Raw genomic sequence first — 24,167 nt, forward strand, 5'->3', positions numbered from 1 at the left:
AATAGCGGTCGCGGCATCCGTTGCCCTGACTGCTGCGGCATGGGTCTGGGAAGGGGGCAGGCGCCAGAACACGCGCCCGCTTCGCAAACCCACGCTGGGCGGTCTCTTCGCGACGCGGACTACCCGACCAGGTCCTGCCAGCCGTCGCCGTCGACGTACTCGAAGATGAGGTTCGTCTCGGTGTGTGCGACCGCCGGATGCTCGGTGAGGTGCTCGAGAACGAAGTCGCGGAGATCGGAAGCGTCGACGGCGGCCACGTGGATGAGGTAGTCGTCGGCCCCGGCGACATGGAACATGCCGATCACGCCGGGCCAGTGCGGCGCCGAGTTGCGGAAGTCGTCGATCTGCTCGCGCGCGTGCCTCACCAGCCGCACGGCGATGAGGGCCTGCAGCGACGCGCCCAGGGCGGCGAGGTCGATGTTGGCCCGGTATCCACGGATGTGCCCGAGCTGCTGCAGCCGACGCAGCCGCAGCGACACGGTGGACTCGGCGACACCGATCTCCGACGCCAGTGCGGCACCGGATGCCCGCGCGTTCACGGAGAGGGCGCGGAGCAGGGCCCGGTCGACGCGGTCGAGGTCCGACTTGTGTGAGTCCATGATTCTCCTGTCCTCGTGCAGTTTACGCGGGGCGCATCAGCTGCGACCGAGCCGGCGGCGCAGCAGGTCGATGCGCTTCTGCAGCTGGGTGACGCTCGCCTGCGCGACCGCGGGGCCGCCGCAGAGCCGGCGCAGCTCGGCGTGCACCATGCCGTGCGGCTCCTGCGACAGCTTGGACCACATGCCGACGAGGCTGTTGAGCAGCGCGCGTTGCTCCTTGAGCGTGCGGTACAGCGCCACGGGTTCCTCCGGGGCGTCAGCGGATGCCGGCTGGCTCTTGCGGCGGTCCGACGCACGCTTGGCCTGCCGGGCCTGCCGCTGCCGCAGCAGCTCCGACACCTGCTCGGGCTCGAGCAGCCCCGGGATGCCGATGAAGTCGAATTCCTCGTCGGTGCCCGGCTCGGCGAGCTGCCCGAACTCGGTGCCGTCGAAGACGACCTTGTCGAACGTCGCCTGCGAGTCGAGGGCCTCCCAGGTGAACTCCTGGGTGAGGTCCTCCGAGGCCTTGTCCTCGCGGTTCGCCTCGGCCACCATGGCGTCTTCCGGGTTCTCCGTCTCGTCGTCACCGTGGTTGCGGCGGTCGAGGGCATGGTCGCGCTCGAGCTCGAGGGCGTTCGCGAGGGCCATCAGCCCGGGCACGTTCGGCAGGAAGATCGACGCCGTCTCGCCGCGGCGCCTGGCGCGCACGAAGCGCCCGATCGCCTGCGCGAAGAACAGCGGGGTGGATGCGCTGGTCGCGTACACCCCGACGGCGAGGCGCGGCACGTCGACGCCTTCCGACACCATGCGCACGGCCACCATCCACCGGCTGGTGCCCTGCGAGTACTCCTCGATCCGGTCGCTGGCCTCCTTCTCGTCGGAGAGCACGACCGTGACCGGTTGGCCCGAGATCTCCCGGAGGATGTCGGCGTACGCGCGCGCGGTCGTCTGGTCGGTCGCGATCACGAGGCCCCCGGCATCCGGGATCGCCGAGCGCACCTCGCTCAGGCGTTGGTTCGCCGCCCGCAACACGGCCGGGATCCACTCCCCCGTCGGCTCCAGCGCCGTGCGCCACGCCTGGGAGGTGATGTCCTTGGTGTTTCCCTCGCCGAGCTTGGCCTCCATCTCGTCGCCGGCCCGGGTGCGCCAGCGCATCTGCCCGGCGTAGACCATGAACATGACCGGCCGCACGACGCCGTCTTCGAGCGCGCGCCCATAGCCGTAGTTGTAGTCGGTCTGCGAGACGCGGATGCCCTCCCGGTCGGGCAGGTAACTCACGAACGGGATGGGCGCCGTGTCGGAGCGGAACGGGGTTCCGGTGAGCGAGAGGCGCTTCGTCGCCGGCTCGAACGCCTCACGGATGGCGTCGCCCCAGCTGAGCGCATCGCCACCGTGGTGCACCTCATCGAGGATCACGAGGGTGCGCGCCGATTGGGTGAGCTCGCGGTGCAGCGCGGCCCGCGCGGCGACCTGCGCGTAGGTGACCGCGATGCCCTGGAAGTGGCTGCCGTAGCGGCCATGACTGTTTCTGAACGACGGGTCCAAACGGATGCCGGCGCGCGCGGCAGCATCCGCCCACTGCTTCTTGAGGTGTTCGGTCGGTGCCACCACGGTGACCCGGTCGATGATGCGGCGCGCGCGCAGCTCAGCGGCCAACCGCAGGGCGAACGTCGTCTTGCCGGCGCCCGGCGTGGCGGCGGCGAGGAAGTCGCGCGGCTCGTGCACGAAGTAGGCCTCGAGGGCCTCGGCCTGCCAGGCGCGCAGCTTCTGAGCGGTGCCCCAGGCGGCGCGCTCCGGGAACCCGGGGGGAAGGTGCTCGGCTGCGCTGGTGCCCGGATGGGGACCGGAGGCAGGCGAGGTAGTCACGTGGCCCCAGTCTACCAAGCGCTCGCTCCTGCTCACTCGCGGCAGAGGTGCAGAATGAAACAATGACGAACCAGCAGCATCCGTGGTCGAGGTATGTGGCGCTCGGTGACTCCTTCACCGAGGGGATCGGGGATCCCGAGCCGGACAGTCCGGGCGGCCACCGGGGTTGGGCCGACCGGGTCGCGGAGGTTCTGAGCCAGGGCAGCGACGACTTCGCCTACGCCAACCTCGCCGTGCGCGGCAAGCTCATCGCCCAGATCGTCGACCAGCAGGTGGACGCCGCGATCGAGCTGCACCCCGACCTCATCACCATCTCGGCCGGCGGCAACGATGTCATCCGGCCCGGCACCGACCCGGATGCGATCGGCGCGCTGTTCGAGTCGGCCATCGAGCGCCTCGGCAGCACGGGCGCCACGATCGTGATCTTCACCGGCGTCGACGTGGCCTTCACGCCCGTCTTCCGCGGCATCCGTGGCAAGGTGGCGATCTACAACGAGAACCTGCGCGCCATCGCCGAGAAGTACGACTGCATCGTCGCCGACCTCTGGGCGCTGCGGGAGGTGCAGACGACCCTGATGTGGTCGGCGGACCGGCTGCACCTCAACCCGCTCGGCCACCATACGGTGGCGCGCATGGTCCTCGACGCGCTGAACGTGCCGAACGACCTCGAGCCGCGGCGCCCCGAGCCGATGCCCGGGGTCACGTGGCGCAAGGCCAGAAGCGAGGACCTCGTCTGGGCGCGGGAGTACCTGGTGCCGTGGGTGCTGCGGCGCATCCGCCACCAGTCCTCCGGCGACCACGTGTCGCCGAAGCGGCCGCACGCCGCGCCGTACCGCTGAGGCGGGCCCGCGCCTCGCTGACGCCGCTCAGCCGGTGTGGCCGACCGCCGAGCCCGGCCAGGGCACCTCTTCACCGGGGCGTGGCGGCGCCGGCGGGGTGCCGTCCCCGAACGGGCGGCCGCCGAGCTCCTCGCGGTGGTGCGGCAGCAGCCATCCGCTCTCATCGGGCCCCTTCGGCACGATGCCGGTCGGATTGATGTCGCTCTGCACGATGTAGTAATGCTTCTTGATCTGCGCGAAGTCGATCGTGTCGCCGAAGCCGGGCGTCTGGAACAGGTCACGCGCGTATGCCCAGAGCACCGGCATCTCGGTGAGCTTGTTGCGGTTGCACTTGAAGTGGCCGTTGTAGACGGCGTCGAAGCGGGCGAGGGTCGTGAACAAGCGGATGTCCGCCTCGCTGATGCTCTCCCCCACCAGGTAGCGCTGGGTCGCCAGGCGTTCCTCGAGCCAATCGAGCCGGGCGAAGAGGCGGTCGTACGCGCGGTCGTACGCGCCCTGCGTCCCCGCGAACCCCGCGCGGTAGACGCCGTTGTTGACGTCGCGGAAGACGACCGCGTTCACCTCGTCGATCTCATCGCGGAGCCGCTCCGGGTAGAGGTCGGGGGCGCCGTCGCGGTGGAACGCGGTCCACTCGGTCATGAAATCGAGGGTGATCTGCGGGAAGTTGTTCGTGACGACCTGCCCGCTCGGCACGTCGACGATCGCGGGCACCGTGATGCCGCGCGGGTAGTCGGGGTAGCGGGCGAAGAACGCCTGCTGCAGGCGGTCGATCCCGAGCACCGGGTCCACTCCCCCGGGGTCGAGGTCGAAGGTCCAGCTGCGGGCGTCGTGGGTGGGGCCGGGCAGGCCCAGCGAGATGGCGTCCTCGAGGCCGAGCAGGCGCCGGGAGATCACCGTGCGGTTCGCCCACGGGCAGGCGCGTGCGGCAACGAGGCGGTAGCGGCCCGCCTCGACCGGCCACAGCAGGCGTCCATCCGCATCGCGGGCGCGTTCGCTGTCGGGCAGCACCCGTCCGTCGGCGTCGTGGTCGCCCTGCGCGTCGGCGGTGATGCGGTCGTCGATGTAGTTCGTGTCCCGGGTGTATTCCTGGCCGCCGGTCACATAGCGGCCCGGTTGCGTGGTGTCGGTCTGGCTCATCCCTCCACGCTAACCCCGTCAGCGCCCGGGGTGTGTGAGCCGCCAGCCGAGGCTGGGGCCGGCCACGTCGTCCGCGAGCACCAGCGGAACGCTCACCGCCTTCGCCCCTCCGGTGAACTCCACGGAGCCCACCTCATCCCCCGCGTCGCCCTCGGTCACGGGGCGGGCGGTGACCGCAGAGGTCACCGGCGTGTCCGACCAGACCAGCACCGAGGCATCCGTCGCCGCGACCAGGGTCGCCGACTCGCCCCATTCGGTCGTGTATCGGCCGAAGGACTCCCCCTTCGTGGCGAGGCCCAACTGCTGGAACCCCGGTTGCACGCTGTCGATGAGGGCGCCGATGTCGTCGTCGAGCTCGGGATGCGTGTCGCCGCCGAGGAGCACGCCGACGAGCGTGACGGTGGTGTCGCCGACGGGCACCTGGGCCGCGAAGAGCAGGCACGCGCCTGCTTCATCGGTGGTGCCGGTCTTGATGCCGGTGACCCCGTGCGTGCCCAGCAGGTGGTTGGTGTTGGTGAGCGCGCCGACCGTTGGCAGGGTCGCGGTGGGCAGGGCGACAATGGATGCGAGGACCGGATTGGCCATCACGAGCTTGGCCAGGTCGACGAGGTCGGCGGGCGTGCTCCGGCTGGACGGGGACAGCCCGCTCGTGTCCGCGACCGTCGTGCCGTCGAGGCCATGCGCCTTCAGCCAGTCCTTGGCGATGGGGAGGTAGGCGTCCACCGATCCGTAGGCCCAGTTGACCAGGGTCACGGCGTAGTTGTTCGCGGAGGGAAGCAGCATGCCGGTGAGGGCCTGGCGTTCGGTCAGCACCATGCCGGGCACGACGGGGGCGACCGAACCGTTCTCGGCGAGCTCGTCGTAGTAGATGTCGACGTCCGCATCGGTGAAGGTGATGTCCGGCCCCTGCTCGTCACCCGAGAGCGGCTTCGCCTGCAGGATCAGCAGGGCCGTGACCATCTTGGTGATGCTCGCGATCGGAACCGGTGACTGGTCACCGTGGGTCTCCAGCACGCCGGGGAAACCGACCGCGCCGATCGCGCCCGCGCCGTAGTCCGGCCAGTCCGGCTGCACGGCGGGGGCTGCGAGGGTGGCGGGCTTCGCCAGTGTTGCGGCGACGGCGGAGACCGGCGCTGTCGCGGCGGTGACCGTGTAGATGAGGGCGGCCAGGACCAGGGCGAGCGCCCCGAAGACGGTCAGGCGGCGTCGACGGTAGACCTGGCGACGGGACAACGGCATTGGTCGATTCTATCGGCGGCCCCCTGTGCTGATGCCGGGAGGGCGGGCGCGGTCAGGTGCGGAGCGCGTACAGCGCGACGGCGCTGGCCGAGGCGACGTTCAGCGAATCCACCCCGTGCCGCATCGGGATCGTGACAACCGTGTCGGCGTGGCCGAGGGCGGCCCGACTGAGCCCGTCCCCCTCCGCGCCGAGCACCAGGGCGACGCGCTCGGGCGCATCGGCCGCGAACGCGTCGAGCGACACCGCGTGGTCGGCGAGTGCCAGCGCGGCGATGTGAAAGCCGGCAGCGTGCAGCATCGGCGCCGCCTCGCCCCACTCGGGAAGGCGTGTCCACGGCACCTGCAGCACGGTGCCCATGCTGACCCGCACGCTGCGGCGGTAGAGCGGGTCGGCGCAGCGCGGCGTGACCAGCACGGCGTCGGCGCCGAGGCCCGCGACCGAGCGGAAGATCGCGCCGACGTTGGTGTGGTCGACGATGTCCTCGAGGATCACGATGCGCCGGGCGTCGCCGATGAGCTCCGGCACCGGTGCGAGCGCCGGGCGGTGCATGGCGGCCAGGGCCCCGCGGTGCAGGTTGAACCCGGTGAGCTGCTCGAGAAGCGCCGGCTCGGCGACGTACACGGGGAGATCGGGGTAGTCCTCGAGTGCCGGTGCCAGGTCGGCGAGCCATTGCTCCTGCAACAGCACCGACCGCGGACGGTGGCCGGCGGCGAGGGCCCGCCGGATCACCTTGGGCGACTCGGCGATGTACAGGCCCCCCTCGGGCTCGAGCACCCGCCGCAGGGCCACGTCGGTCAGCTTCGCGAAGTCGGCCAGCCCCGGCAGGCCGAGGTCGGAAACGGGGATGATCTGCACGGGGTCGCCTTTCCTTAGGACGCGTGTCCCAGCGTGCCATTTTACGGAAACAAAGCGGCCCGCCTGCGCGTTGCAGGTGGTGGCGTAGGGTCACGGGAGAGGTGTGAATGAGAACGAGCACAACGGATGCGGCGGTGGACCGCCTCGCGCAGCTGCTGCGGGGCAAGACGGTGGCGGTGCTCACCGGGGCCGGGGTGAGCACGGACTCGGGAATCCCCGACTATCGCGGCGAGGGCGCGCCGCGGCGCACCCCGATGACGTTCCAGACGTTCCTGGCCGACGAGCGGGCGCGGAAGCGGTACTGGGCCGGCAGCCACCTCGGGTGGCGGCGGTTCCGGTCGGCGCAGCCGAACGCCGGCCACCGGGCGCTCGCCGAGCTGGAGGCATCCGGCGTCATCAACGGCGTCATCACCCAGAACGTCGACGGGCTGCACACGCGTGCCGGCTCCCGTCGGGTCGTGGAACTGCACGGTTCGATGGACAAGGTGGTGTGCCTCCGCTGCGGACAGGCCTACGCCCGGGAGAGCGTTGCCGCCCGGCTGGAACAAGAGAACCCCGGCCTGGCCGAGGCGGTGACGATCGCGCCCGACGGCGACGCGGAGGTGTCCGACGTCGGCGCGTTCACCATCCCGGTCTGCACAGTCTGCGGGGGCATGCTGAAGCCCGACGTGGTCTTCTTCGGGGAGCTCGTGCCGGTGCGGCGCTTCGCCGCCGCCGCTTCCCTCGTGGCGGGTGCTGACGCGCTCCTGGTGGCGGGCTCCTCCCTCGCGGTCAATTCCGGCATCCGCCTGGTGGAACTGGCCAGGCGCGGCGGTGCGCCGATCGCCGTCGTGAATCGCGGCCTCACCAAGGGCGACGCGCGGGCTCTGGTTAAACTGGACGCCGGAACGTCGGAGACGCTGGCTGCGCTCGCCGCCAGGCTCTCCGGTTCGAGGACCGACAGCAAAGAAATGGCAGGCGGATGACTCGTTTTTCGATTGTGCGGCACGGCCAGACCGACTGGAACCGGGAACAGCGGATCCAGGGCAGCACGGACATCCCCCTGAATTCGACCGGACGCGCCGAGGCGGCCGAGACCGGCGCGCGGCTGCGGGACCGGGTGTGGCACGGGGTAGTGGCGAGCCCGCTCGCTCGCGCGGAGGAGACGGCCCGCATCATCGCCGGGGAGCTCGGGCTGCCGGCGCCCCGGGTGCTCGAGGGCTTCACGGAGCGGCGCCACGGTGCGATCGAGGGTCTGACGTTCGCCGAGCGCCAGGCGCGCTTTCCCGACGGCGTGCCGGTTCCGGGTCTCGAAACCCGCCGCGAGGTGCTCGACCGGGTGCTGCCGGCCCTCGGGGAGCTCGCGAGCGAGAACGACGGCCGTTCCCTGCTGGTCGTGACGCACGGGGGCGTGATCGGCACGCTCATCCGGCACAGCACCAACGGCGAACGGCCCCGTCACGATGAGCTCATCGCCAACGGCTCGGTGCACGACTTCGAGTGGCAGGGCGGCCGCCTCGTCCTGACGAAGTTCGAGTCCACGTTCCGGAACGTCGACGAGATGGTCAAGCGCTGACGCGCACGCCGGTCAGGGCACGCGCACGGTGAGAGCGCCGGGCACGACCCAGGTCGTGAGCGCGACGCAGTCGCCGAAGCCGTCGCCGTCGAGTTCGACGGCCTCCTCGCGGCGGAGCGACACCGTCAGCGACCGGCCGCGCGAGTAGTTCAGCGCGCGCACCTCGCCCATCATCATCTTCCGGCCCAGCCGGGAGCGGCGCAGTACGCCGTTCTCCCAGACGATCTTGATCACGATCTGCACCCAGCCGACGAACCCTTCCGGACGCAGCACGATAATGTCGAGCAGCCCGTCGTCGACGGCCGCGTCGGGCAGCAGCAGCACGTTCGCCTGCAGGGAGCCGCAGTTGCCGACGATGATGGTGTGCGCCCACACGGACCGCACGCGTCCGTCGTCGAGTTTCATCCGCATCCGCAGCCGGTTCTTGTCGCGCAGCGCTTTCACGATGGCGCCCACGTAGGCGATCCAGCCGAACTTCTTCTTGAGCTCCTCGTCGGTGTTGGCGAGCATCTTGGCGTCGAGGCCCAGCCCGGCCATCACGAGGTAGGCGTGCCGGCTCTTCGTGCCGTCGCCGTGGCGGAGGTCGATCATGCCCAGGTCGATCGCGCGGTCCTGGCCGGAGAACGCCGTGTGGATGGAGTGCCCGAGGTCGTCGAGGGTGAGGTCCATGTTGCGGGCGAGGAGGTTCCCCGTTCCCGACGGGACGAGGGCCAGCGGCAGGCCGCTGCCCTGGAGCTGCTCGGCCACCGCGCGCACCGTGCCGTCGCCGCCGGCGACGATGACCATGCTCGCCCCGGCATCGACGGCCTGGGTGGTCGCGCCCTGCCCGGGGTCCTCGGCGGTGGTCTCGTACCACTGCGTCTCGCCCCAGCCGGCCTCGGCCTGCTCCGTGGCCACGACCGGCTCGAGGGTCTCGCGGTCGACCTTGGTGGGGTTGTAGACGACGGCCGCGAACCGGGTTGCGGGAGCTGGTTTGCGGGGCTCGGTCATGACCTCAACCTAGCGCGGTGTGCTCGCTCGCGTCAGGCGTCGGCGAGCGACCACTCGAGGAACGCGAGCAGCCGCGCCCACGCGTCCGCCGCCGCCGCCGGGTCGTACGTCTGGGGGTTGGTGTCGTTGAAGAACGCATGCCCGGCACCCGGGTACACCTGCGCCGTGAGGTCGACGCCGGCGTCCGTCATGGCCGCCGTCACCTCGGGCAGGCTCCGCATGAGCCTCTCGTCGGTCCCCCCGTAGAAGGCGTAGACGGATGCCGTGATGTCGCCCACCGCGTCAAGCGCCGGCGGGCTGCCGTAGAACGGTGCGGCCGCGACGATGCGCGGGTCTGCCGCCGCGAGGGCGAAACTGTAGCTGCCGCCGAAGCAGAAGCCGGTGACGGCGATGCGCTCCGCCACCTCCGGCCGCGCGGCGAGGTGGTCGACGCAGGCGTGCAGCGCGTCGAGGGCGAAGCGCGCGAAGTCGGGGGCATGGATCGGGGCCATGCGCTCTCGCAGCAGGGGCTGGCCGGCGCTCCGCACGGCGGGGTCGGGGTTGAACATGATCGACTGGAGCTCGGTGCCGAGCTCCGCCGGGATGCCGACCGGGCCGAGGAGGTCGGGGGCGATCGTGATGTAGCCCTCCGCAGCCAGCCGGTCCGCGACATCCGTGATGTGGTCGACGAGTCCCCAGATCTCGTGGATGAGGACCACCCCGCCCCGGGCCGGCCCGGTTGGCTCGCAGAGGTACGCGGAGACGGCGCCGCCTGGCAGGTCGATCATCTGGCCCATGGCGTCAGGCTAACACCGGGGCACCACGGCGTTCAGGGGGTCGGCGTGGGACTCTCGGTCATGCTCTTCTTCAGCATCTCGTCCATCACAGGCGCCTTCTTGTCGTTCGTCGTCAGCGGCGGGATGCCCCAGTCGCTCTCGATGGTGTGCAGCAGCGAATAGTGGGTGAACGCGGTGTCGGTGGAGTATGAGGCCTTGGCGGCGGGCCCGGCGAAGATCGTCGTGACCCGGTTGTCGCGCTTCTCACCCTCGTCCCAGGTGACGACCAGCAGCGAGTTCTGGGTGGTGAACGCGGGCGACGCGAGGATCCGTGGAACCTCAGCGGCCAGCCAGTCGTCGCCGGTCGTGATCGGGCAGTCGTGCATGTCGTTGCAGAGGTCGGGGGTGATGAACGCGTAGTCGGGAAACGTCGACTCCTGCTTCAGGTCGTGCGCCAGGCGGCTGAACGGAACGTCGTGGGCCCTGCAGTACTTTTCGCTGTCGGTCACCTCGGGGTAGTACAGGAACGGGTTGTGCCGCACCGCGTACGGGTCGGCGTCATGGTCGGTGCACGGCGCCGGCATGCCCTCGGCGTACAGCTTCCAGGTGCGTCCCGCCTGTTCGATCCGCCGTGCGATCGACGGCACCTTCGCGGCGCATTTCGACGACACGCAGTCCGTGGTGATGCCGGCGGTGGTGCCGCTGGTGAGGGCGATGTAGTTCGGGAGGCTCGGGTTGGTGATGGCCGAGTAGTTCGTTGCCAGCGCCCCCTCGTCGGCGAGCTTGTTGATGAACGGGGCGTCCGCGTTGCCCAGGATGCGGGTGGCCGGCTTGTTCTCCTCGACGATGATGACGACGTGGTCGATGCTGCCCTGCTTCTGCGGGCCCGCGGGCGTGCAGCCCGCGAGGGCGAGGCCGATGCATACGAGGCCGATGGTGCCGAGAAGTCGGCGGCTGCTGCTCATCTGCTGATGCTAATGGCGGTCTGCGTCGACGGGCCACTCACCACGCTCGTATGTTGATGGCGACGATCAATTCTTCTCCGGCTCAGCTCCGGGCCCTTCGGCGCGGGCTGCTCCTCGTCGTCGCGGCGGCGCCCGTCATGTCGGTGACCGTCATGTCGGCGCCCGTCGTGGCGGCGCCCGTCGTATCGGTGACCGAGTCGTGGCACGAAGCACCCGCATACGGGAGAATTGTCCTCGACCAAACGGATGATGGACGAAAGTCGGGTGTGATGGGGCAACAGCTCTCAGCTGCGGATGAGGACGACCGGTCGGCTGTCGCCACACGACTGGCCGTCGCGATCGGACGCATCAATCGCCGCATCCGGCCGAGCAACCCGGAACTGAGTTACGGGCAGCTCTCGGCGCTTTCGAGCATCGTGCGGCTCGGGCCGCTTCGCCCGGGCGACCTGGCTCGTCTCGAATCGGTCAGCGCCCCGAGCGTGACCCGGCTGATCGCCAATCTCGAGGCGAAGGGATTCGTGGAACGCACACCCGACCCCGTCGACGGTCGTGCGTTCTACATCAGTGCGTCCGAGGCGGGCGCGGACGCGGTGCTGCGGGCCCGCCAGGAGCGCGCGGCCCTGCTGCGGGAGCTGCTGGCCGACTGCAGCCAGGACGACCTCGACCGGCTGACCGCGGCACTTCCCGCCCTGGAGAACGCCGGCCACGTCGACGAGGCGCCCGCCGACGTGGCTGCCGCCGCGGGCGACCGCTCCTCAGCCCCGCTCGTCCCGGCCGCCGAAACGAATCACGCGGGTTGAACGCCGCTGCGCGGGTTGCACACCACCCGCGGAGCGGCGTTCAACCCGCGCAGATCGGTCGCACCGCCCGCCGCCGGGGACGCTAACCTTGCCGCATGGGAACGCGAGGGAGCTTCACCAGGAGGCCGCTGATCGTGAGTGGGAGCGCGATGGTGCTCCTCGCCGGGATGCTGGCCGGCTGTGCGCCGGCCGGCACCGGCGTGTCCGGCACGGGCCCACCGGCACCCGAGCCCTCGGGCTCCTCCCCCGCGGTGACGGCCGAGCCAACGCCGTCCCTGCCGGCCACCCCGGCGCCCGGGCCCTCCGCATCCGCGGATTCGGGCGAGCGCCCCACGCCGTCGAACGGCAGCGGCGACGGAGGTCGCGCGGTGTCCGGGGCCGACGGATACGTGTGGCCGCAGCCCGGGTACCCTGCGTCGGGCGATCTCGGCGCCGGAGCGCCCTGCCGCTTCGACGTGCTCGACGTCTCGCTGCTGCACCGCCCGCACGACAGCGGCGCCGGGAGCTTCTTCGCCGACATCGTGTTCCTGAACTACTCCGACGTGGAGTGCACGCTCCGCGGCTACCCTGCCGTCGCGTTCGTCGACGATGCGGGCGGGACGATCGGGCCGCCGGCCACGCGGTCCGGCGCCTCGTCCCCGGCGCTCGTGCTGTCTCCCGGCGGAACGGCCACCGCACGCCTGCACTTCACGCAGGCCGGCGCATACGGCTGCGAGATGGCGACGGCGACCGGACTGCGCGTGCGCGCGCCGGGCCTGCAGGACGCGACCTTCCTGCCGTACCGTGTGGACACCTGCGCGGACGACACCAGCACGGTCACGGTCTCCCCCGTCATAGCGCCCACCTCCTGACGCCATTGCCGCAGCCGGCGCGGCGTCCTAGGGTGGCCAGAGATCCACAAGGAAAGGGGCCACGCCATGGCAGACGGCGATGTCGAGACGATGGACAAGGACGGCCAGTGGGTGAACCGGGTGATCGGGGAACCCGAGCGGTCCCGAAGCTACTCCAGTCGCGCGGAGGCGATCGAGGCGGGCAGCGCCCTCGCCGCTGAGCTCGGCACCACGCACACCGTGATCGAGGCGACACCGACCGGGGACATCACCGACCCGGGCGTATGACCCCGAGCAGCACGTCGAGCAGGGCGCGGGCCGAGCGGTCCCAGCGGAACCGTTCCGACACGGCTCGGGCGCGCTGTGAGCGCCGCTCCCACTCCCCCGGCTCCTCCAGCCGGCGCACGGCGTCGGCGACACGGTCGGGGCGGCGCGGGTCCACGTAGAGCGCGGCGTCCGCGCCGATCTCCCGGAAGATGGGGATGTCGCTCACGATCACCGGTACGCCCAGGCTCATCGCCTCCACGAGCGGAATGCCGAACCCCTCGTCGAACGAGGCGCTTACGAGCGCCACCGCCGACCGCAGGGTCGCCACGTACTCCGCGTCGCTCGCGCCGTTGTGGAAGACCAGGTGCGCCTGCGGAGCGAGCCTCGTGAGACGCTCGCGCTCGGCGTCGTCCACACGGCTCATCAGGTGCAATTCGTGGTCGGGCAGCTCCGCGGTCGCCCGCACCAGCGTGTCGACGTTCTTGTACGCCATGAACGAGCCCATGTACACCAGTCGCTTCGGCGCCCCGGTCCGAGGACCGGCGGGCAACGGCTGCTCCCGCAACGCCTCATCCGCCGCGTTGTAGACCACGGTGACGGGCGCCACCGTGAGCTCGTGCTCGGCGATGAGCGCCTTGGTGGTCTCGGAGACCGCCACGACGGCGTCGGCGCGGTTCAGCAGCATCCGCTGTGGCAACCATGACAGGTGGTACAGCCGCCAGAGCAGGCGGATACCGGCGGGCAGGTTGCCAGGCGGCGTGCGGTGACGGTAGTAGATGAGATCGTGCACGGTGAGCACGAGCCTGTACCGGCGGCCGAAGGACCCCATGGTCTGCATGGGGCTGTACACCACGTCGGGGCGCAGTTTGTTCACCCGCAGGGCGACGAACGGTTCACGGATGCTGGTGGGCGCGTTGACGAGTTCCCACGGCAGGTCGGGCAGCAGGGCCAGCTGGCGGTGGTCGCTGATCAACATGATGACCGGGTGCAGCTTCGCCAGCTCGGTCACGAGGCTCGACGTGTAGCGGCTGATGCCGTCGTGCCGGTCGAAGCGCGTGTATCGGCAGTCGAAGACGATCCTCATGCGTTCTCGGCCTCCAGGAACTCCTGTACGAACTGCGCGGCGGCGGCGGGCGCCTCGTAGTGGATGAGATGACCGACGTCCGGGATCACCCGAAGGGCGGCATTCGGGAACAGCGTCGCCAGCCGCTCCTGCGCGGGAAGCGGCGTGATGTCGTCACGGTCCGATGCGACGAGCAGGGTGGGCTGCGGGATACGGGCGGCGAACTCGCTCACGTCGCTCCCGACCGAGGCGCGGAACGCCTCCAGCACCACGCGGCGGTCGGCGAACGCGGAGAAGTACCGGTCGTGCTGATCGTGGATGAACCGGCGGAGGTCCGGGTCGCGGGTCTTGGCCATGGCGATGCTCATGATCCGCACGACGGCCCGGTTGCGCAGCAAGCCGAACCCGGCACGCTCCGGCAGGCGGGCGCCGGCCCAGTAGTAGAAGACGGCGAGACGGGTGAGGATGCCGCGTGGCCCGGACAGGGCGGGGGCGGCGATCGGGTTGACCAGCACCACGTCGTCGGCCCCGAGACCGTGCGCCAGCGCCGCTGACACGACGATGGAGCCGAAGGAGTGGCCCAGGATGACGAAGCGGCCCGCGCCGCGCACAGCCGCGCTGAACTCGGCGAGCCAGGCGGCGTATCCGTCGATGTCGTGCGGACGGCCGGACAGCGGCTCGGATTCGCCGAAACCGGGGAGGTCGGGGGAAACGATGCGCACACCGCCCAGGTGCGCCACGATTGGCTCGAGGCCGTGGTGGTCGCCGCGGAAGCCGTGGACCATGATCACCGTGACCCGGGCGTCGGCGACGCCGTACTCCCAGTAGCGCGTGCTGCCCGTGGCAAGCTGCACGCTGCGGGCACGCCCCGTGACGCGGGCGAGCCGCTCATTGCCGGGCAGGGGAAGGGACATCGCAACCAGTTTAGGGGCCCCGGCAGCCGAGAAGTCTCCGGCGCTGCCCTACCCGCGGGCGGCGACTCGTCGTAGTGTTCAGACAGAAGAGACGCCCTGGTCGGGCTCGGAAGGAACGCCGTGAGCTTTACTGCACCCATTCAGCTTCCCGGTCTCACCCTGGACCCGCGGTGGTATCGCCGCGCCGTCTTCTATGAGGTGATGGTCCGCTCGTTCGTCGACAGCAATGCCGACGGGTCCGGAGACCTCTCCGGGCTGATCTCGAAGCTCGACTACCTGCAATGGCTGGGCGTCGATGCGCTGTGGATCCCGCCGTTCTACAAGTCGCCGCTCCGCGACGGCGGATACGACGTGTCCGACTTCCGGTCGATCCTCCCCGAGTTCGGCACCCTCGACGAGTTCCGCGAGCTGGTGACGAAGGCGCACGAGCGCAACATGCGCATCGTCGTCGACCTGCCGGTGAACCACACCTCCGACCAGCACGAATGGTTCCAGCAGTCCAGGGAGGACCCGGAGGGCCCGTACGGCGACTTCTACGTGTGGAGCGACACCGACGAGAAGTACCAGAACATGCGCATCATCTTCGTCGACACGGAGGAGTCGAACTGGGCGTTCGACCCGGTGCGCCGGCAGTTCTTCTGGCACCGGTTCTTCTCGCACCAGCCCGACCTCAACTTCGAGAACCCGGCCGTGCACGAGGCCATGTTCGACATCGTGCGGTTCTGGCTCGACCTCGGCGTCGACGGGTTCCGCCTCGACGCCATCCCCTACCTCTACGAGTCGGAGGAGGGCAACGGCGAGGGCGAACCCCCCACCCACGAGTTCATCAAGAAGCTGCGCACCATGGTCGACCGCGACTATCCGGGCCGGGTGATGATCGCCGAGGCCAACCAGTGGCCCCGTGAGGTCGCGGCGTTCTTCGGCACCGAGGAGGAACCCGAGTGCCACATGGCGTTCGACTTCCCCGTGATGCCCCGCATCTTCTACTCGCTGCGGTCCCAGCAGTCCGACGAGCTGAAACGCATCCTCTCGGAGACCACCGACATCCCGGAGGGCGCCGGCTGGGGCGTGTTCCTGCGCAACCACGACGAGCTGACCCTGGAGATGGTGAGCGAGGAGTACCGGCAGGCCATGTACGGCTGGTACGCGTACGACCCGCGGATGCGCGCGAACATCGGCATCCGCCGGCGCCTGGCGCCGCTGCTCGACAACTCACGTGCCGAGCTCGAGCTCGCCCACGCCCTGCTGTTCGCCCTGGCCGGTTCGCCGTTCCTGTACTACGGCGACGAGATCGGCATGGGCGACAACATCTGGCTCCCCGACCGGGACAGCTCCCGCACGCCCATGCAGTGGACCCCCGACCGGAACGCCGGGTTCTCCACCGCCGACCCCGGCAAGCTGTACCTGCCGGTGGTGCAGTCTCTCGTCTACAACTATGCGCAGACGAACGTGGAGTCGCAGCTCGCGCAGTCCGGGTCGCTCCTGCACTGGGTGCGCAACGTCATCCACGTGCGCAAGGCGCACCCGACGTTCGGCCTCGGGTCGATGCGGGTGCTGTCGACGAACCACGAGTCGGTGCTCGCGTTCGTGCGCGAGTACGCCGGCGGCAGCACCGGGTCGCAGTTCGGCGCCGACCAGCCCGAGACGATCCTGTGCGTGTTCAGCTTCTCGCACAACCCGGTGGCGTTCACGATCGACGACGAGGAGCTCGCGGGCACGCGGCTGTACGACCTCTTCGGCGGCGCGCAGTTCCCGAGCTTCGACGACCAGGGCAAGCTCACGCTCTCGCTCGGGGCGCAGAGCTTCTACTGGCTGCACTGCGCCTGATCGCTTCGACCGCTCCACGCGCGTGGCAGTCCGACACTGTCGGTGGCCGCCCCTAGGCTCGGGCTATGAGCAGCTGGAGTGACACCCTCGCGGTTTTCGACCTTGAAACGACCGGCATCGACGTGGAGGCGTGCCGCATCGTCACGGCCACCGTCGCCGTGCTCGACGCCGACGGCACGGTCCTGGAGCGCCTGGACTGGCTGGTCAATCCCGGCATCGAGATCCCCGTGGAGGCGACCCGGGTGCACGGCATCAGCACCGATCACGCCACCGCCAACGGATGCGCGCCGCTCGAGGGTGTAGCCGAGATCGTGGCGGCGGTCCGGGGCCACCTCGGCCGCGGCATCCCCCTGGTCGCGTACAACGCGCCGTACGACCTCACGCTGCTCAACCGGGAGTCGATGCGGCACGGCATTCCCCCGCTGGCCGGCCCCTCACCCGTGATCGACCCGCTCGTCATCGACAAAGCCGTCGACCGGTACCGCAAGGGCAAGCGCACCCTGGAGGCGGCGTGCGCCGAGTACGGCGTCACGCTCGACGGGGCGCATGACTCCGGCGCCGACGCGATCGCGGCCGGCCGGGTCGCGCAGGCCATCGCGCGCCGGCACGCGGGCGTGCTGCCCACCGCGGTCGACCAGCTGCACGCCCTGCAGGTGGAGTGGTGCCGGCAGCAGGCGGAGAGCTTCCAGGAGTACATGCGCCGGGTGCGCGACCCCGAGTTCGTCGCGCACGGTGGCTGGCCCGAGCGCTGACGCCCGGGTGTCGTCCCTGACGCCGCCCTGCCACGACCCTGACGCGGCCTTGCCACGTCCCTGCCACCACCCTGCCACGACCCTGACGGCGCCCACCCTCGTCCCGAAGCCGCCGGCCCCGGCATCCGCTCTGTCGTGTCCTCGGCCGCTGCAGGCGCGTCTCCCGTCGCGAGAACAGGACGAATTGGCTTCCCGTGAGCGAAAACAGGAGCGATCGGGTCTCTGCGGTCGCGCGCTCCTGTTTTCGCGACCGGCTCTGCTGGGGGCTGCGCCCAGGCCGTGCAGGCCGGCGGACGCGAGAAAGGGCGACCCGCCGAAGCGGATCGCCCTTTCTCGATGAGGCGTGTTATTTGCCGAAGCCCTTGTAACGCGAGTTGAACTTCTCGACGCGGCCGGCGGAGTCCATGATGCGCTGCTTGCCCGTGTAGAACGGGTGCGACTCCGACGAGATCTCGACGTCGATGACCGGGTAGGTCGCGCCGTCTTCCCACTCGATGGTCTTCGAGCTGGAGACCGTCGAACGGGTCAGGAACGTTGCACCCGACGCGAGGTCGCGGAAGACCACGGGAGCGTACTCGGGGTGAATGCCAGACTTCATGAAGACTTCCTTGTTACGTTTCGAAATGGGTTCGATTCCGCCGCCGCGGGCGAAAAAGCGAAAGTGGCCGTGGGGCCAGCTAACGAGTTTACCAGAAAGCCGACCCTGCCACGGACATCCGCCGTGTCGTCAGACGGCGCGGGCGGTGTAGCGGCCGTCGCGTTCGGCAAGCTCGATGTCGAGGCCGAACGTGGTGCTGAGCGTCTCGGAGCTGAGCGCCTCGGCGAGCGGGCCGGCAGCGACGATCCCACCGTCTTTCAGCAGCAGCACGTGGGTGAATCCGCGCGGGATCTCCTCCACGTGGTGCGTGACCATGATGATGGCGGGCGAGTCGGCGGCGCTCGCGTATCCGCTCAGCAGTTGCAGGAGTTCTTCGCGCGCGCCGAGGTCGAGGCTCGACGCCGGCTCGTCGAGCAGCAGCAGCTCCGGATCGGTCATGACGGCTCGCGCGATCTGCACGCGCTTCTGCTCGCCGTCGCTCAGCGTGCCGAAGGTGCGGTCGGCGAGGTGGGCGAGCTTCCACTCCCCCAGCACACGCTGCGCGCGACGTTCGTCGAGCTCGTCGTACTCCTCGTTCCACCGGCCGGTCACCGAATAGGCGGCCGTCATGACCACGTCGACGACCTTCTCGTTGCGGGGAACCCGGCGGGCCATCGCGGAGGAGGCGAAGCCGATGCGGGGCCGCAGCTCGAACAGGTCGGTGCCGCCGAGGGGCTCTTCGAGCACCTCGGCCGTGCCGCTGGTGGGGTGGAGCAGCGCGGCGGCGATCTGCAGGGTCGTGGTCTTCCCGGCTCCGTTGGGGCCGAGGATCACCCACCGCTGGTCGTCGTCGACACTCCAGGTGGCGGAGCCGAGGATGGCGGTGCCACCTCGGACGACGGACACGTCGGAGAGCTGCAGAACATTGACCATGCAGCAATGCTATCTATCCGGCTGCGGCGCTCCCCGACGCGGCGGCCAGCGCGGCGTAGATCTCCCGCGTGCGCGTGGCGATCTGGTCCCAGCTGAACTCCGCCTCCGCACGCCGTCGGCCGGCCTCGCCCATCTGCCGGGCGCGATCCGGGTCGGAGAGCACCTCCGAGAGCGCCGCCGCGAGGTCTGCGACGAACACGTCGGGATCGGTGGGCGTGCCGGTGCCGTCGTCGACCTGGTCGATCGGCACGAGGCGGCCGGTCTCACCGTCGACGACGACCTCGGGGATGCCGCCGGTGGCGGTGCCGACGACCGGCAGCCCGCAGGCCATGGCCTCGAGGTTCACGATCCCGAGCGGCTCATACACCGACGGGCAGACGAAGACGGTGCCGGCGGTGAGCACGGCGGAGAGCTCATGGTGCGGCAGCAGTCGCTCGATCCAGACGACGCCGTCCCGCTCGCGCTGCAGCTGCTGCACCCCCGCGGTCACCTCGGCAAGGATGCCGGGGGTGTCCGGGGCGCCGGCGCAGAGCACCACCTGCACCTCGGGCGGCAGCAGGGCGGCCGCCCGGATCAGGTACGGCAGGCCCTTCTGGCGGGTGATGCGACCGACGAAGACCACCGAGGGCCGGTCGGGGTCGATGCCGAGGGACCGCACGAGCTCCGCGTCCTGGACGGGCTTCCAGCGCTCCAGGTCGATGCCGTTGTACACGACGTGCACCCGCTCGGGGTCGAGCGCCGGGTAGCTGCGGAGGATGTCGCGGCGCATGCCGTCGCTCACGGCGATCACGGCATCCGCCGCCTCGAAGGCGGTCTTCTCGATCCAGCCGGACACCCGGTAGCCGCCGCCGAGCTGCTCGGCCTTCCACGGGCGCAGCGGCTCGAGGCTGTGGGCGGTGACGACGTGCGGGATGCCGTGGAGCAGCTTCGCGAGGTGACCGGCACCGTTCGCGTACCAGGTGTGCGAGTGCACGATGTCGGCGCCGGCGCAGTCCTGGGCGATCTGGAGGTCGACCCCGAGGGTCGCGAGCGCGCCGTTGGCGTCGGCGAGTTCGGCGGGCACGCGGTAGGCCGTCGTGTCGGGCTCGTCGCGCGCGGTGCCGAAGCAGCGCACCTGCACCTCGATGTCGGCGCGGAGGGCCTTCACCAGCTCGGCCGCGTGCACACCCGCGCCGCCGTAGATCTCCGGCGGGTACTCCTTGGTCAACAGATCCACTCGCATGCAGCCAAGCTAGCGCAGGAGCACCCCCTGCACAGCGGATCCGGCGTCTTTCGCCGCCGCAAAGCTGGCCGCCGCCCCGGGGTGGCCCTACTGTAAAGACATGAAGTCCACGAAGATCTTCGGCATCGTTCTGGCCGGCGGCGAGGGGAAACGGCTGATGCCGCTGACCGAGGACCGTGCGAAGCCGGCGGTGCCGTTCGGCGGCCACTACCGCCTGATCGATTTCGCCCTCTCCAACCTCACCAACTCCGGCCTCGGGCAGATCGTCGTGTTGACGCAGTACAAGTCGCACAGCCTCGACCGCCACGTGTCGCAGACGTGGCACGTCTCCGGGCTGCTGAACGCCTATATCGCCTCCGTGCCGGCGCAGCAGCGTCTCGGCAAGCGCTGGTTCTCGGGGTCGGCCGACGCCATCCTGCAGAGCCTCAACCTCATCCACGACGAGAAGCCCGACATCGTCGTCGTCGTCGGTGCCGACCACGTGTACCGCATGGACTTCAGCCAGATGATCGACGCGCACGTCGCATCCGGTGCGCCCGCCACCGTCGCGGCGATCCGGCAGCCGATCGGCCTCGCCGACCAGTTCGGCGTGATCGAGGTCGACCCGAAGGCGCCCGACCGCATCAGCCGGTTTCTTGATCAGCCCAAGCACACCACCGGCCTCGCCGACTCCCCCGACGAGATCCTCGCCTCCATGGGAAATTACGTGTTCGACGCCGACGCGCTCATCGAGGCGGTCCGCGCCGACGGGGAACGCACCGACTCCAACCACGACATGGGCGGCGACATCATCCCTTATTTCGTGAACCGGGGCGAGGCGGGCGTGTACGACCTCAAGCGCAACGAGGTACCCGGCTCCACCGACCGCGACCGCTACTACTGGCGCGACGTGGGGACCATCGACTCCTTCTTCGAGGCGCACCAGGACCTGATCTCGGCGCTGCCGGTCTTCAACCTGTACAACCAGGAATGGCCCATCTTCAGCCGGCAGCTCAACTCGCCGCCGGCGAAGTTCGTGCGCGACGCGAAGGGGCGCCTCGGCACCATGATCGACTCGATCGTGTCGCTCGGCTGCGTCATCTCCGGCGGGCACATCGAACGCAGCGTCCTCGGCCCGTGGGCGTCCATCGAGTCCGGTTCGACGGTCGTCGACTCCATCATCTTCGACCGGGTGCACCTGAAGCCCGGCGCGGTGGTGCAGCGGACGATCCTCGACAAGGACGTCGTCGTCGAGGCCGGCGCCGCGGTGGGCGTCGACAGGGAGCGCGACCTCGCGCGTGGATTCAGCGTGACCGATTCCGGCATCACCGTGGTGGCCAAAGGAGTGACCGTTCGCCCGTGAACCCGGCCACTCGCTTCCTCGTCGTCCTCGACGCCGACTCAACGCTCATCCAGGACGAAGTCATCGAGCTTCTCGCCGACGTCGCAGGTTCCGGTCCCGAGGTGGCCGAGGTCACCGAGCGCGCCATGCGCGGGGAACTCGACTTCGCCGAGAGCCTCCGGGCGCGGGTGAAGACCTTGGCGGGGCTCCCCGACACGGTCTTTGCCGACGTGGGGCGCCGCATCCGCCCCACCGACGGTGTGCGCGAGCTCATCGCGGGCCTGCACGCTCACGGAAGCCGGGTGGGCGTCGTGTCCGGCGGCTTCCACGAGTTGCTCGATCCGCTGGCGGCCGACCTCGGCCTCGACCACTGGCGCGCCAACCGGCTCGAGGTCGAGGACGGCGTGCTCACCGGCGGGCTGCTCGGGCCCGTCATCGACGCCGCTGCGAAGGCGGCGGCCCTTCAGGAGTGGGCCGCTGCGCTCGGCGTGGACGCCGCGCAGACGATCGCCGTCGGCGACGGTGCGAACGACCTGCAGATGATGGGCGTCGCCGGGCTCGCTGTCGCGTTCAACGCCAAGCCGCGGGTGCGCGAGGAGGCCGACGTGATCGTCGACGTCGCCGATCTCAGCCAGCTGCTCCCGGTGCTCGGCCTCCGCGGCTGACCTGCCGCCTAGTGGCCCATTCCCAGGCCGCCGTCGACGGGAATGACGGCGCCGGAGATGTAGCCCGCGTCATCACCGGAGAGCCACGCCACGGCCTTCGCCACCTCGGCGGGGCTGGCGAACCGGCCGGCGGGGATGTTCTTCTTGTACTCCGCCTGCTGCGCTTCCGGGAGCTCGGCCGTCATGTCCGTCTCGATGAAACCGGGGGCGACGACGTTGGCGGTGATCCCGCGGGCGCCGAGTTCACGCGTCACGGAGCGGGCGAGGCCCACGAGGCCGCTCTTGGAGGCCGAGTAGTTGACCTGGCCGGCCGAGCCGTAGAGGCCGACGACGCTCGAGATCAGAACGATGCGGCCGAAACGGGCCTTGAGCATCCCCTTGGACGCGCGCTTGACGACACGGAACGCGCCGGTGAGGTTGGTGTCGATGACCGACGTGAAGTCGTCCTCCGACATGCGCATCATGAGGGTGTCGCGGGTGATGCCCGCGTTGGCGACGACGACCTCGACCGGGCCGAGGGCCGCTTCGACCTCGGCGAACGCGGCGTCGACGGATGCCGCGTCCGTCACGTCGGCCTTCACCGTGAGCGTTCCCTCGGGGCCGTTGCCCGAGCGCGCCGTGACGGCCACGCGGTGGCCCTGCGCCACGAACTCCTCCGCGATGGCGAAACCGATTCCGCGGTTGCCGCCGGTGACAAGGACCGTCCTGGGTGTGCTCATCCTCCCAGCTTAGGGCGTGCTCATCGCCGCCCCCGGGGACGTAGGCTTGGATGAGGACCGAACCCGGTCCCGCCGAGCGTTAGCCGAAGATGAAGCAACAGTCCATCACTTCCCTCCCCCTCTCCCCCGAGGAGGAGCGACGCCGTCGCATGATCAAGTACTCGATCGCGATGGGCGTGCGTGTGCTGTGCATCGTGGCGATGCTCTTCGTGCACGGCTGGTGGCTTGTCGTGTGCGCCGCAGGCGCGATCCTGCTGCCCTACTTCGCGGTCGTGGTCGCAAACGTGCACTCCGACCCGCGCGGGGCGCGGGTCGTGCGTCCCGGTGGCGTGGAGGTGTACCGGCCGGAGGGTCCGCCCTACCAACCGGAGACGCCGCATCCCGCCGCACGGGCCGCGGATGCGCCGGGCACGCCCGAGGACCAACCGCGGTGATCGGCGGCGACCTTGCCCACGCGACCTGCTCGCGTGCCGGGTGCAGTGAGCGCGCCACCTGGCGGCTGGACTGGCGGAACCCCAAGCTGCACACGGAGGAGCGCGTGAAGACCTGGCTGGCGTGCGAGGACCATGTCGGTTTCCTGCAGGACTTCCTCGCCGCACGCGATTTCCCGCTGACGGTGTCCGCCTACACCGAGGAGCAGCAGGCGTGATCGGCTGGCGGTTCCTGTTCTCCCGGCAGTGGGCGGGCTACCTCGCACTCACCATCCTCTTCGCGGTGGTGTGCGCGGGCCTCGGCATGTGGCAGCTGGACCGCCGCGGGCAGGCGCTTGCCGAGATCGCCCTCGTGCAGCAGAACTTCGACAGCGAGCCCGTGCCGATCGCGCAGGCTCTGCCGAGCCTGGGCGCGTTCGATGAGTCGCAGAAGTGGCTGCGGGTCACCGTCTCGGGCACCTACCTCACCGACCACACGATGTTGGTGCGAAACCGCCCGCTGAACGGCAACCCGGGCTTCGAGGAGCTGGTGCCCCTGCAGCTGGACGACGGAACGGTCTTCGTCGTCGACCGCGGATGGCTGCCCACCGGCCAGCGGCAGGACGCTCCGGACGTCGTGCCCGAGGCGCCCGCGGGACCGGTCACGGTGACCGCCCGGCTGAAGGCGGGCGAGCCGACGATCGCCGGCCGGAGCGCGAGCGGCCACCAGATCGCCACCATTCACCTGCCCGAGATCGAGGGCCGCGTCGACGCGCCCACCTACACGGGCGCCTACGGGCTCCTCGCCACGGAGGACCCGGCGCCGGCGCAGCGTCCCGTCGCCGTCACCAAGCCGATCCCCGATGAGGGACCGCACCTGTCCTACGCGTTCCAGTGGTTCACGTTCGGCGTGCTCGGCTTCGCCGGGCTCATCTGGGCCGCCCGGCAGGAATTCCGCAGCCGCAACGCCGACGATCCGGAGGAGCGTGAGCGTGCCGCCGAGCGGGCGCGCCGGAAGGCCGCCAAGCCGCGGAGCGACGCCGAGGTGGAAGACGAGCTGCTGGGCCACCGCTGACGCGCGCAGGCG

At 70.2% G+C, this 24,167-nt stretch carries 27 protein-coding genes; 13 read left to right on the forward strand and 14 right to left on the reverse strand.

Annotated features, from left to right (window positions below; all coding sequences use genetic code 11):
* Window positions 1-119: 119 nt before the first annotated feature.
* Window positions 120-599, reverse strand: coding sequence for an Lrp/AsnC family transcriptional regulator (locus EEJ31_RS03460; protein WP_123044903.1), 480 nt, complete (start codon window positions 597-599; stop codon window positions 120-122).
* 36 nt (window positions 600-635) lie between these two features.
* The gene (locus EEJ31_RS03465; protein WP_123044904.1) at window positions 636-2,444 is read right to left on the reverse strand and encodes a DEAD/DEAH box helicase; all 1,809 of its coding nucleotides are present in this window, start codon (window positions 2,442-2,444) and stop codon (window positions 636-638) included.
* A 62-nt stretch (window positions 2,445-2,506) separates the two neighbouring features.
* Between EEJ31_RS03465 and EEJ31_RS03470 the strand changes: the two genes are divergently transcribed.
* Window positions 2,507-3,283 carry an SGNH/GDSL hydrolase family protein gene (locus tag EEJ31_RS03470; RefSeq protein ID WP_123044905.1) on the forward strand — a complete coding sequence of 259 codons (777 nt, stop codon included), beginning with the start codon at window positions 2,507-2,509 and terminating at the stop codon, window positions 3,281-3,283.
* Between the two features lie 27 nt (window positions 3,284-3,310).
* On the opposite strand, the gene EEJ31_RS03475 is transcribed toward EEJ31_RS03470, so the two are convergent.
* The 3 genes from EEJ31_RS03475 to EEJ31_RS03485 are packed head-to-tail and all read right to left on the reverse strand — an operon-like array spanning window position 3,311 to window position 6,515.
* Window positions 3,311-4,420 carry a glutathione S-transferase family protein gene (locus EEJ31_RS03475; RefSeq protein ID WP_123044906.1) on the reverse strand — a complete coding sequence of 370 codons (1,110 nt, stop codon included), beginning with the start codon at window positions 4,418-4,420 and terminating at the stop codon, window positions 3,311-3,313.
* Between the two features lie 18 nt (window positions 4,421-4,438).
* Complete coding sequence (locus EEJ31_RS03480; RefSeq protein ID WP_123044907.1) at window positions 4,439-5,659, reverse strand: D-alanyl-D-alanine carboxypeptidase family protein; 1,221 nt, start codon at window positions 5,657-5,659, stop codon at window positions 4,439-4,441.
* Window positions 5,660-5,711: 52 nt separating this feature from the next.
* Complete coding sequence (locus tag EEJ31_RS03485) at window positions 5,712-6,515, reverse strand: TrmH family RNA methyltransferase (protein ID WP_123044908.1); 804 nt, start codon at window positions 6,513-6,515, stop codon at window positions 5,712-5,714.
* A gap of 107 nt (window positions 6,516-6,622) precedes the next feature.
* On the opposite strand from EEJ31_RS03485, the gene EEJ31_RS03490 reads away from it, so the two are divergent.
* Window positions 6,623-7,480, forward strand: a complete 858-nt coding sequence (locus tag EEJ31_RS03490) for an NAD-dependent protein deacetylase (RefSeq protein WP_123044909.1) — start codon at window positions 6,623-6,625, stop codon at window positions 7,478-7,480.
* Window positions 7,477-8,070 (forward strand): histidine phosphatase family protein, encoded by a 594-nt coding sequence (locus EEJ31_RS03495; RefSeq protein ID WP_123044910.1) that lies wholly within the window; start codon window positions 7,477-7,479, stop codon window positions 8,068-8,070. The genes EEJ31_RS03490 and EEJ31_RS03495 overlap by 4 nt, the downstream gene beginning before the upstream one ends.
* 12 nt (window positions 8,071-8,082) lie before the next feature.
* On the opposite strand, the gene EEJ31_RS03500 is transcribed toward EEJ31_RS03495, so the two are convergent.
* Genes EEJ31_RS03500 through EEJ31_RS03510 form a run of 3 tightly spaced genes read right to left on the reverse strand, consistent with a single transcriptional unit; the run spans window position 8,083 to window position 10,780 of the window.
* Window positions 8,083-9,060: a diacylglycerol/lipid kinase family protein gene (locus EEJ31_RS03500; protein ID WP_123044911.1), complete on the reverse strand. Its 978-nt coding sequence runs from the start codon at window positions 9,058-9,060 to the stop codon at window positions 8,083-8,085.
* A gap of 32 nt (window positions 9,061-9,092) precedes the next feature.
* Window positions 9,093-9,836 carry a dienelactone hydrolase family protein gene (locus EEJ31_RS03505; protein WP_123044912.1) on the reverse strand — a complete coding sequence of 248 codons (744 nt, stop codon included), beginning with the start codon at window positions 9,834-9,836 and terminating at the stop codon, window positions 9,093-9,095.
* A gap of 32 nt (window positions 9,837-9,868) precedes the next feature.
* The gene (locus EEJ31_RS03510; RefSeq protein WP_123044913.1) at window positions 9,869-10,780 is read right to left on the reverse strand and encodes an alkaline phosphatase family protein; all 912 of its coding nucleotides are present in this window, start codon (window positions 10,778-10,780) and stop codon (window positions 9,869-9,871) included.
* 56 nt (window positions 10,781-10,836) lie between these two features.
* On the opposite strand from EEJ31_RS03510, the gene EEJ31_RS03515 reads away from it, so the two are divergent.
* The 3 genes from EEJ31_RS03515 to EEJ31_RS03525 all read left to right on the forward strand — a co-directional run bounded on the left by EEJ31_RS03515 (window position 10,837) and on the right by EEJ31_RS03525 (window position 12,698).
* Window positions 10,837-11,580 (forward strand): MarR family winged helix-turn-helix transcriptional regulator, encoded by a 744-nt coding sequence (locus EEJ31_RS03515; RefSeq protein ID WP_233563710.1) that lies wholly within the window; start codon window positions 10,837-10,839, stop codon window positions 11,578-11,580.
* Window positions 11,581-11,675: 95 nt separating this feature from the next.
* The gene (locus tag EEJ31_RS03520; RefSeq protein WP_123044914.1) at window positions 11,676-12,431 is read left to right on the forward strand and encodes a DUF4232 domain-containing protein; all 756 of its coding nucleotides are present in this window, start codon (window positions 11,676-11,678) and stop codon (window positions 12,429-12,431) included.
* A 66-nt stretch (window positions 12,432-12,497) separates the two neighbouring features.
* Window positions 12,498-12,698 (forward strand): DUF2188 domain-containing protein, encoded by a 201-nt coding sequence (locus EEJ31_RS03525; RefSeq protein ID WP_123044915.1) that lies wholly within the window; start codon window positions 12,498-12,500, stop codon window positions 12,696-12,698.
* On the opposite strand, the gene EEJ31_RS03530 is transcribed toward EEJ31_RS03525, so the two are convergent.
* Both EEJ31_RS03530 and EEJ31_RS03535 read right to left on the reverse strand, forming a co-directional pair.
* Window positions 12,679-13,761 (reverse strand): glycosyltransferase family 4 protein, encoded by a 1,083-nt coding sequence (locus EEJ31_RS03530; protein WP_123044916.1) that lies wholly within the window; start codon window positions 13,759-13,761, stop codon window positions 12,679-12,681. The two genes, EEJ31_RS03525 and EEJ31_RS03530, sit on opposite strands and share 20 nt — an antisense overlap.
* On the reverse strand, window positions 13,758-14,654 hold the full coding sequence (locus tag EEJ31_RS03535) for an alpha/beta fold hydrolase (RefSeq protein WP_123044917.1): 897 nt from the start codon (window positions 14,652-14,654) through the stop codon (window positions 13,758-13,760). The genes EEJ31_RS03530 and EEJ31_RS03535 overlap by 4 nt, the downstream gene beginning before the upstream one ends.
* 120 nt (window positions 14,655-14,774) lie before the next feature.
* Between EEJ31_RS03535 and treS the strand changes: the two genes are divergently transcribed.
* Window positions 14,775-16,481 (forward strand): maltose alpha-D-glucosyltransferase, encoded by a 1,707-nt coding sequence (gene treS / locus EEJ31_RS03540; protein ID WP_123044918.1) that lies wholly within the window; start codon window positions 14,775-14,777, stop codon window positions 16,479-16,481.
* Between the two features lie 65 nt (window positions 16,482-16,546).
* Window positions 16,547-17,233, forward strand: coding sequence for a 3'-5' exonuclease (locus EEJ31_RS03545; protein ID WP_123044919.1), 687 nt, complete (start codon window positions 16,547-16,549; stop codon window positions 17,231-17,233).
* A 346-nt stretch (window positions 17,234-17,579) separates the two neighbouring features.
* On the opposite strand, the gene EEJ31_RS03550 is transcribed toward EEJ31_RS03545, so the two are convergent.
* The 3 genes from EEJ31_RS03550 to glgA all read right to left on the reverse strand — a co-directional run bounded on the left by EEJ31_RS03550 (window position 17,580) and on the right by glgA (window position 19,965).
* Complete coding sequence (locus tag EEJ31_RS03550; protein ID WP_123044920.1) at window positions 17,580-17,831, reverse strand: type B 50S ribosomal protein L31; 252 nt, start codon at window positions 17,829-17,831, stop codon at window positions 17,580-17,582.
* A gap of 129 nt (window positions 17,832-17,960) precedes the next feature.
* Entirely contained in the window at window positions 17,961-18,743 is a 783-nt protein-coding gene (locus tag EEJ31_RS03555; RefSeq protein ID WP_123044921.1) for an ABC transporter ATP-binding protein, read from the reverse strand.
* A gap of 13 nt (window positions 18,744-18,756) precedes the next feature.
* On the reverse strand, window positions 18,757-19,965 hold the full coding sequence (gene glgA / locus EEJ31_RS03560; protein ID WP_123044922.1) for a glycogen synthase: 1,209 nt from the start codon (window positions 19,963-19,965) through the stop codon (window positions 18,757-18,759).
* Window positions 19,966-20,065: 100 nt separating this feature from the next.
* Here glgA and EEJ31_RS14070 point away from each other — a divergent pair, with 100 nt between their 5' ends.
* Both EEJ31_RS14070 and serB read left to right on the forward strand, forming a co-directional pair.
* On the forward strand, window positions 20,066-21,307 hold the full coding sequence (locus EEJ31_RS14070) for a glucose-1-phosphate adenylyltransferase (RefSeq protein ID WP_123044923.1): 1,242 nt from the start codon (window positions 20,066-20,068) through the stop codon (window positions 21,305-21,307).
* Window positions 21,304-21,951 carry a phosphoserine phosphatase SerB gene (gene serB / locus EEJ31_RS14075; protein WP_233563711.1) on the forward strand — a complete coding sequence of 216 codons (648 nt, stop codon included), beginning with the start codon at window positions 21,304-21,306 and terminating at the stop codon, window positions 21,949-21,951. The genes EEJ31_RS14070 and serB overlap by 4 nt, the downstream gene beginning before the upstream one ends.
* 8 nt (window positions 21,952-21,959) lie before the next feature.
* Here the strand turns inward: serB and EEJ31_RS03575 are convergent, their stop codons facing one another.
* Window positions 21,960-22,670 (reverse strand): beta-ketoacyl-ACP reductase, encoded by a 711-nt coding sequence (locus EEJ31_RS03575; RefSeq protein WP_123044925.1) that lies wholly within the window; start codon window positions 22,668-22,670, stop codon window positions 21,960-21,962.
* Between the two features lie 89 nt (window positions 22,671-22,759).
* Here EEJ31_RS03575 and EEJ31_RS03580 point away from each other — a divergent pair, with 89 nt between their 5' ends.
* Genes EEJ31_RS03580 through EEJ31_RS03590 form a run of 3 tightly spaced genes read left to right on the forward strand, consistent with a single transcriptional unit; the run spans window position 22,760 to window position 24,155 of the window.
* Complete coding sequence (locus EEJ31_RS03580) at window positions 22,760-23,104, forward strand: DUF3099 domain-containing protein (RefSeq protein WP_123044926.1); 345 nt, start codon at window positions 22,760-22,762, stop codon at window positions 23,102-23,104.
* A complete protein-coding gene (locus tag EEJ31_RS03585) occupies window positions 23,101-23,319 on the forward strand; it encodes a hypothetical protein (protein WP_123044927.1) in 219 nt (72 codons plus the stop codon). The genes EEJ31_RS03580 and EEJ31_RS03585 overlap by 4 nt, the downstream gene beginning before the upstream one ends.
* Window positions 23,316-24,155, forward strand: coding sequence for an SURF1 family cytochrome oxidase biogenesis protein (locus tag EEJ31_RS03590; protein ID WP_123044928.1), 840 nt, complete (start codon window positions 23,316-23,318; stop codon window positions 24,153-24,155). Before EEJ31_RS03585 ends, EEJ31_RS03590 begins: the two co-directional genes overlap by 4 nt.
* Window positions 24,156-24,167 lie beyond the last annotated feature (12 nt).

Origin of the sequence: Cryobacterium tepidiphilum (assembly GCF_003716325.1) — a bacterium.
Lineage (GTDB): Bacteria > Actinomycetota > Actinomycetes > Actinomycetales > Microbacteriaceae > Cryobacterium > Cryobacterium tepidiphilum.